We start from the raw sequence: 7554 nt of genomic DNA, 5'->3' as shown, positions 1-7554 counted from the left end.
CAAGTAAAGAAATGGCTACGCCATTTCTTTACTTGGTATTACTAATCTTCTTCCTCTTCATCTTCGACGGCGACAGACTTATAACTATGAGGGAGTTCTTTAACTGCATTAGCAATAACCCCAATCAAGTTCAGCTTTTGCAGGACAGATATCGCTTGGGAGAATTCGCCACGGGTGATTCGATCGATCCGAGCGACGGAAACCACCCCGCCACAATAAGAAGCAATCTGAATAGTATCGACAGTACCGAGGATCGGAGGAGCATCGACAATCACCAGATCGTACTCTTGTTCAAATTTGGAGATTAAATTTTGCATCCATTCCGAACTAAGTAAGGTTACGGAGTCGCTCGGAATTGGTCCTCCCGTTAAAATGTCTATGGCTGAGTTGGAGGACTGGATCACATCTCGGCTATCTATGCTACCTTTACTTGCCAATAATGTTGATAAGCCCCTTTCGTTGGGTAAGTTTAATTGCTTGTGTAAAGCAGGCGATCGCATATCGGCATCAATGAGTAGCACCCTTTTATGTAACCTAGCAGCGCTGGTAGCAAGTCCAAGCGCAATGGTAGACTTCCCTTCACTTGGCAATGCCGAGGTAATGACGAGCGATCGGATGGGAGATTCCAGTGAATAGTTATTAAGCTGAATATTTTTATAGATTAAATCTAAGGACTCCCGAAAGGGGAGCCACTGCACGATTTCGATCGTCAGTGGGGAGACGGATTGCCCTTTGAGGAACTGGGGTAAAAAATTAGAGTTTGACTCCTCCGCCTGCAAATATTGGGGAGTCATCCCCAGTAAAGAAAGTGAAGAAATTTGCTGCTCTAGATCGTCATAGGTATGCATCGTATCGTCTTGCATATCCCTTAGAAAAGCAGCCATACCCCCAAGGAATAATCCTGCAACTACTCCTAGCAATAAATTTTTACGCAAGCCATCGGCAGAATCCGTTATCCCTAGCCCAGGTTCCTCAACTACTTGCCAATCAAATCCCCCTCGCGCGATCTCAAGGCTTAATTCTTGCCGATTTTTAAGTAATGTTTGGAGAGTATCCTGTTGAACTTGTAATTTTGGCTTTAATGTTTCGTATTCACCGAGCAATTTGGGCAAACGGTTAATTTCAGCACGCAAGTCCTGCTCTTGGGAAGCCAAAGTATCTAAGCGAGCCTGTAGAAGTGTCAATTGGGTCTGAGTTTCCACAATTTGACTGGCTAAGGTGATATCAATCCCACTGAGTTGATCCCCATTCCACTTGGGATAGCTTGCTAAATTAGCATCTCCCAGGATGCTTCTTCTTTCCTCCTCTAAACTTGCCTGCTGTTGCTTAAATCGTAATTCAAGAGCTTCTACAATCGGATTGCTGGGTTGAAAGCGAGCTTTTTCTCGATTGAGTGCTACCTCTATCCCTTGCATCTCAGCCACGAGAGCCTGATAACGTTGCGACTGATTTAATCGGGTCAGTAATACGGCATCTTGCGGGGAAATGTTGAGCTTTTGTTGCAGCGATTCTAGGCGAGTGATCGCCTGCTCGTAGTCTAGTTTGGTACTCCGCTGTTGTTGTTCGATCGCATTGAGAGCTGAAGTAACTTCGGTGACTCGCTGATTTGCGTCAAACAAATTGTTTTTGCGCCGAAATTCTTCGAGAGCTTCAGCCGCTTCAGAAATACTTTTGCGTACATTAGTTACTTGCTCGTCAATACCTGCTAGGCCATTCTGCAAACGCTTTTCCTGCTGTTCGCGATTGTAATCGGTATAAACTTTTTGAAATGCTCTTAAAACCTGCCGAGTTTTTACGGGATCGACAGCGGTATATTGCACTTCGACAATTTTAGTTGGTGCTTCTTTGCCACCTAACATACCAATTTTCAACGATTGCAGTTCTCCTCCAGTAATAGTAGGATATTCAGCCGCCAAGAGATTGGCCGCTTTCTGAAACATGGAAGAGCTTTGCAATAGATTTAGTTGCGTTGCGTAATCAATCTGGACATTAGAGTCAATAAATGAGGAGGATGAGGTGTTGGATTTGTAAGTTGACTCAACCAACAACCGCATGACACTGGTGTATTTAGGTTTCGCGAGAAAATTGAGAACGACCGCGAGCGCTAGTCCTACAGTTAGACCACCCAAAAGCCAAAACCGACGACGGGATAGCACTGCAAAGATTTTGCCATAGCCTGGATCTTGCTCGACAACCACAGCGCCATTCGTTTTAGCAGCACCTGTATTCATAGGTTTATCCTTTGTATAGTCCTAACAATAAAAACTCTTTATACAAAAACTCTTTATACAAAAACTCTTAAATATTTAATTGAATTATTAGTTGAATTATTGAACTTATCTGCTGCTGAGGATTTCCGCTAAGGTTTGATCGACTTTTTTAAAGAAGACCGCCTCAGAAAAGTTAGAAAGGGCATGATCTCGGATTTTCGCATAGTCCCAGTCTATAGTCTGAGCCTCAATAACGGCGTTTTTTAAGGAATCCGCAGTTTGTTCCTCAAATAGAATACCCGTAAGCCCTGAAATTTGAGTATCCAAGACACCACCAGCACCGTAGGCAATCACGGGCGTACCACTTGCATTGGCTTCAATAGGAACCAGACCATAGTCTTCTAACGCGGCAACAATCACAAACTTAGCCTTTGACATGAGGTTACATCGATCGCGATCGCTTACGTGACCGAGAAATTTAATATTACGACCTGCCTTGGTTTGTAATTGTTTCGTTTCAGGGCCTTCTCCCGTCACAATCAAAGGTAGATCAAGCTGGTTAAAAGCTTTGACAATTATATCAAGGCGCTTATAACTGAGGTGTCTCGAAGAAACCAGACAATAATCATCTTTTTGATCGTCAAAAATAAAGCGGCGATCGGAGATGGGATAATTGATCACTAAGGCTTCTTTGTGGTAGGTGTCCTGAATGCGCTTAGCCACGGTAGTTGAGTTAGCAATGTAGTAGTCAGGTGATTGCGCATAAAAGATATCTTGCTGTCGCATCTTGGCAAACACCAACTCAATCAATGGCTTCAGAACACTATAGGCTCCATATTCTCGGAGATAGGTATTAGTGTCCCACAGGAATCGCGTAATGTTATGGCAGAAGCAAATATGCAAAGCGTCAGGTCGTTTTTTTACTCCTTTGGCAAAACTTGCACTGCTGCTCAAAATTAAGTCATAGGCTTTGAGATCTAGAGCCCTAAAAGCCGAGTAATAAAATGGCGCAAATAAGCGAAAATACTTACGAGTTGCGGGGATATTCTGCAAAAATGTGGTGTGGACTTCTCGATTGTCCAAATCAATGGTGTTATGGCGATCGTAGACGGAGGTAAAAATATCTGCGTCGGGGAAGTGTTGACATAAAAGCTCAAATACCCTTTCCGCACCACCACGTTGTGTTAGATAGTCATGAACGAGAGCAATTTTCATTTAATTTTGATGAGACTCACTAAATTTATAATTTGAAACTACTAATTTCGTTACTAATTTCAAAAAGCAATGTTCACAACAAAATACAACAAACCATAAAACGTCTTAGAATGACAGAAGAGAAGTTATATAAAAGTTATATTTAGATCTTTAAGGCGCATCTATGACGGCTGATGAGGCAGTAACATTTATAGAGTTGTCATTAGAAGAGCGCAGTCTGACTCGGGTCGAGCAGTCTGTCTTTCTAGGGGTATGGCAGGGTTTGTCTTATTCCGAGATTGCGAAGCAGACGGGTTATGACGCTGGCTATATTAAATTAGTCAGCCATAAGCTTTGGCACTTGTTAACAGAAACCTTTGGTGAAAAAGTAACCAAAAGCACAGTCCAGAATGTAATTCGCCGTCAGATGCAGTTGCGGAAAGCGGAGTCTCTCGCCATTGCTCCCCATGCCAATCCTACGGTCAATAGCAACCAAGACTGGGGCGATGTCATTGACGTAACTTTTTTTTATGGTCGGAGTGCCGAGTTAGGGATTCTCGAACAATGGGTTGATCGCGATCGCTGCCGCCTAGTGGCGATTTTGGGCATGGGGGGATTGGGTAAAACCGCCTTATCTGTCAAGCTTGCCCAACATCTACAGGGTAAATTTGACTTCGTGGTATGGCGATCGCTCAATAATGCCAAAACCCCTAGCGAAATGTTAGTGGCGATCATTCATTTCCTATCTCAACAGCGCGAAACTCCCGACACAACCGATATCAATGCCCTCATCTCCAGACTGTTGGAATATTTACAGCGCTATCGCTGTTTATTGGTACTAGACAATTTTGAATCCGTACTTAAAGATGAAGCCCAAGCGGGGGCATATCGCAAGGACTACGAAGGCTATGGTTCGCTTTTAAGAAGAGTTGGCGAAGTGTCGCATCGTAGCTGCATGGTTATTACTAGCCGTGAAATGCCTGAAGAAGTCGCGATGTTGGAGGGCGATATCCTTCCCGTACGAGCTTTACAACTGGATGGGCTCGATGAATCCGCCGCCGAGCGGGTATTGGAGTCCAAAGGCATTAAAGCCGTAACGGGTAATTTACATCGTCTAGTGGATTGGTATCGCGGTAATCCCTTAGCCCTAAAGATTGCCGCCACTTCGATTAAGGATCTCTATTCAGGCAATATCGATCGCTTTTTAGAACAGAAAACCATTATTTTTAGCGGCATTGGCAATCTGATCGAGCAGCAATATCAGAGGTTAACCGCCCATGAAAAACAGGTAATGATCTGGCTCGCGATTAATCGCGAACCCGTCCAGCCTCAAGAGCTTCATTCTGACATCGTGCCAACGATGGAGCAAAATCATCTGATGATGTCTCTGCGATCGCTAAAACGACGCTCTTTAGTCGAACATACTGCCGCAGGCTTCACACAGCAGCCCGTAGTAATGGAGTTCGTCACCAATCTCCTGATCGAACAAATCTATCAAGAAATCACCCAAGAGCATCCCCTTGGAATTTTGCCAAGCATTCAATCAAAACTCAATCGTCAACTTTTCTACCTACGCCACTACGCTTTAATTAAAGCCACGGCAAAGGATTACGTTCGCCAAAGTCAAATTCGGTTAATTTTAGAACCCTTGATTGCCAAACTCTTAGGACGTTTGGGCAGCAATCAGATGGTAGCCAAAGAGCTATTTCATCCCCTTGAGGAATTGCGCCGACGCGAACTGCGCCCCGATGGTGAGCTTAAGTCCACCTTTGGCTATGGCGGTGGCAATATTATTAATTTGTTATGTCATCTCGGCGTTGATTTAACTGGCAAGGACTTTTCCTATCTAGCCATTCGTCAAGCTTACTTGTCGGAAGTGAAGCTCCATCGAGTTAACTTTGCCAAAACAGCACTGATTAAATCCGTATTTGCGGAAGTAATTGGGGGAGTCCTGTCGGTAGACTTTAGCGCTGATGGCAAACTATTAGCGATCGGCGATACGAAAGGAGATATTCATCTGTGGCGAGTTAGTGATGGCAAGCCATTACTGACCTATCGTGGACATAAAGGATGGGTCGTTTCGGTCTCTTTCAACCCTGAAGGCTCGATCTTAGCTAGCAGTAGCATCGATCAATCGATCAAATTATGGGATGTATCGACGGGCGATTGTTTAAATACTTTGCAAGGGTATATCGGTGCTGTTATGTCCGTTGCCTTTAGTCCTGACGGCACAATTTTGGCAAGCGGGCACGCCGATCGCACTGTGCGCCTATGGAAATCAGGACAATGCATCAAGATATTTCATGGTCATGAGGATATTGTCGAAGCAGTGACTTTTAGCAATCAAGGCAACTTGCTTGCCAGCAGCAGTGATGATTGTACGGTGCGAATATGGGATATCGATCAGGGTGAATGTATTCGTATGCTTGAAGGTCACGAAGATATCATCTGGTCGATCGCCTTTAGCAAAAGTAGCAACATCCTCGCCAGTGGTAGTGAAGATAAAACCACGCGACTATGGAATGTCGAAACAGGTAATTGCATTAAAACCTTTACTGGTCATACCCATACGGTGTTTGCGGTTGACTTTAGCCATGATGGTTCGACCCTTGCGACGGGTAGTGGCGATCGCACGATTCGTCTTTGGGATCTCAAAACCGCTCAATGCTTTAAAACCTTAACAGGACATAACCATTGGGTACGCTCCATCGCCTTTCATCCCACGCGTCTAGAGCTTGCCAGTAGTAGCGGCGATGAAATGGTTAAACTGTGGGAGATCGATACAGGTTTCTGTATGCGGACTTTTCAAGGACATACAGGGCGATCGTGGTCAACACCCAGTAACCAAAACGATAGCCAAACATCAGGTAATATTTCCAACGAGCATTTACTCAATCTCTGGGAAGTCACCTCAGGACAGCAGTTTCGGATCTTACAGGGCTATACCAATGCCATCCGCTCCGTGGTGTTTAACCTCGAACAAAGCCTCCTCGCCAGTGGTGGCGACGACTCAATTATTCGCCTCTGGGATGTCCAGTCAGGTAAATGTATTCGGGCTCTACATGGTCACGCAGGACATGTATGGCAAGTTGCCTTTAGTCCTAGCGGTACCCTATTGGCGAGTTGCGCCGAAGACTGCACGATCAAATTATGGGATGTCAGCAGCGGCAACTGCCTAGCCACAATTAGCGAACATCCCGATCTCGCCCGCACCTTGGTATTTAGTCATGACGGCAAGCTGCTGGCTACGGGTGAAACTAGCAAGGAAATTAAGTTAAGAGATATTGTCACTGGCGAATGTTTTCAAGTGCTACAGGGGCATACGGCGGCAATCTTAGCGATCGCTTTTAGTCCCGACAATCGCCATCTCATTAGCAGTAGCCGCGATAAAACTATCAAAATCTGGGACACCCATACGGGCAACTGCCTCCATACGCTCAATCAACTGACCTCCCTAACTTCTAACATTACCTTCATGCCATTGCACCCCCATCTAGTCTTTGGTTGTGGTGAAAAATTTATTTATCGATGGAATATTCAGGATGGCGAACTGGTATCTGAGGGGCTAGGACATGAGGGCAATATCTTAACTATTGCTGCCGATCCCAAGGGAATCTTACTGGCTAGTGCGGGTGAAGATACCAAAATCAACATTTGGGACTGGCAAAGTGGTAAGCCAATCAATAAGCTAATCGGGCATACGGGAACTGTTTATGCGGTGAAATTTTCCACGGATGGAAATTTTCTGGCGAGTAGTAGCCGTGATGAAACCGTCAAGCTATGGGATGTCAAAACTGGCGAATGTATCAGAACCTATCGAGAGCCACGCCCCTATGAAGGGCTAAATATTACCGATGCTACGGGGTTAACCCCTGCCCAAAAAGCTAAGCTCATTGCCCTCGGAGCGATCGAAGGCACCAAATAGCCCCAGTTCAATAAGTTATACCAAAACTAAAAATGGCGTAGCCATTTTTTAGTTTTGGTATAACTTATTGGGTTTGTTTTTTAATTCAAAGTGAGTTCGGGATAATTTGAAACGAGCTTTGAGAAAGGGTTTGCGTAGCAAACCTTTTCTCAAAGCCCAAAAGTAAAAGCCTTGCTAAGCAAGGCTTTTACTTTTGGGCTTTTAAAATTTGCCAGCTTAACCCGA

General features: G+C 44.7%; 3 protein-coding genes. 1 reads left to right on the top strand and 2 read right to left on the bottom strand.

Annotation, left to right across the window (positions count from 1 at the left end; translation table 11 throughout):
* Positions 1–41 precede the first annotated feature (41 nt).
* On the bottom strand, positions 42–2231 hold the full coding sequence (locus tag AC805_RS08800; RefSeq protein WP_055075081.1) for a polysaccharide biosynthesis tyrosine autokinase: 2190 nt from the start codon (positions 2229–2231) through the stop codon (positions 42–44).
* Between the two features lie 105 nt (positions 2232–2336).
* Positions 2337–3425: a glycosyltransferase gene (locus AC805_RS08795; RefSeq protein WP_055075080.1), complete on the bottom strand. Its 1089-nt coding sequence runs from the start codon at positions 3423–3425 to the stop codon at positions 2337–2339.
* Between the two features lie 163 nt (positions 3426–3588).
* Here AC805_RS08795 and AC805_RS08790 point away from each other — a divergent pair, with 163 nt between their 5' ends.
* Positions 3589–7329 carry an NB-ARC domain-containing protein gene (locus tag AC805_RS08790; protein WP_055075079.1) on the top strand — a complete coding sequence of 1247 codons (3741 nt, stop codon included), beginning with the start codon at positions 3589–3591 and terminating at the stop codon, positions 7327–7329.
* Positions 7330–7554: the final 225 nt, after the last annotated feature.

The sequence above is a fragment of the Pseudanabaena sp. 'Roaring Creek' genome (assembly GCF_001402795.1).
Taxonomy (GTDB): domain Bacteria; phylum Cyanobacteriota; class Cyanobacteriia; order Pseudanabaenales; family Pseudanabaenaceae; genus Pseudanabaena.
This window is presented reverse-complemented; position numbering and strand designations above follow the sequence as displayed.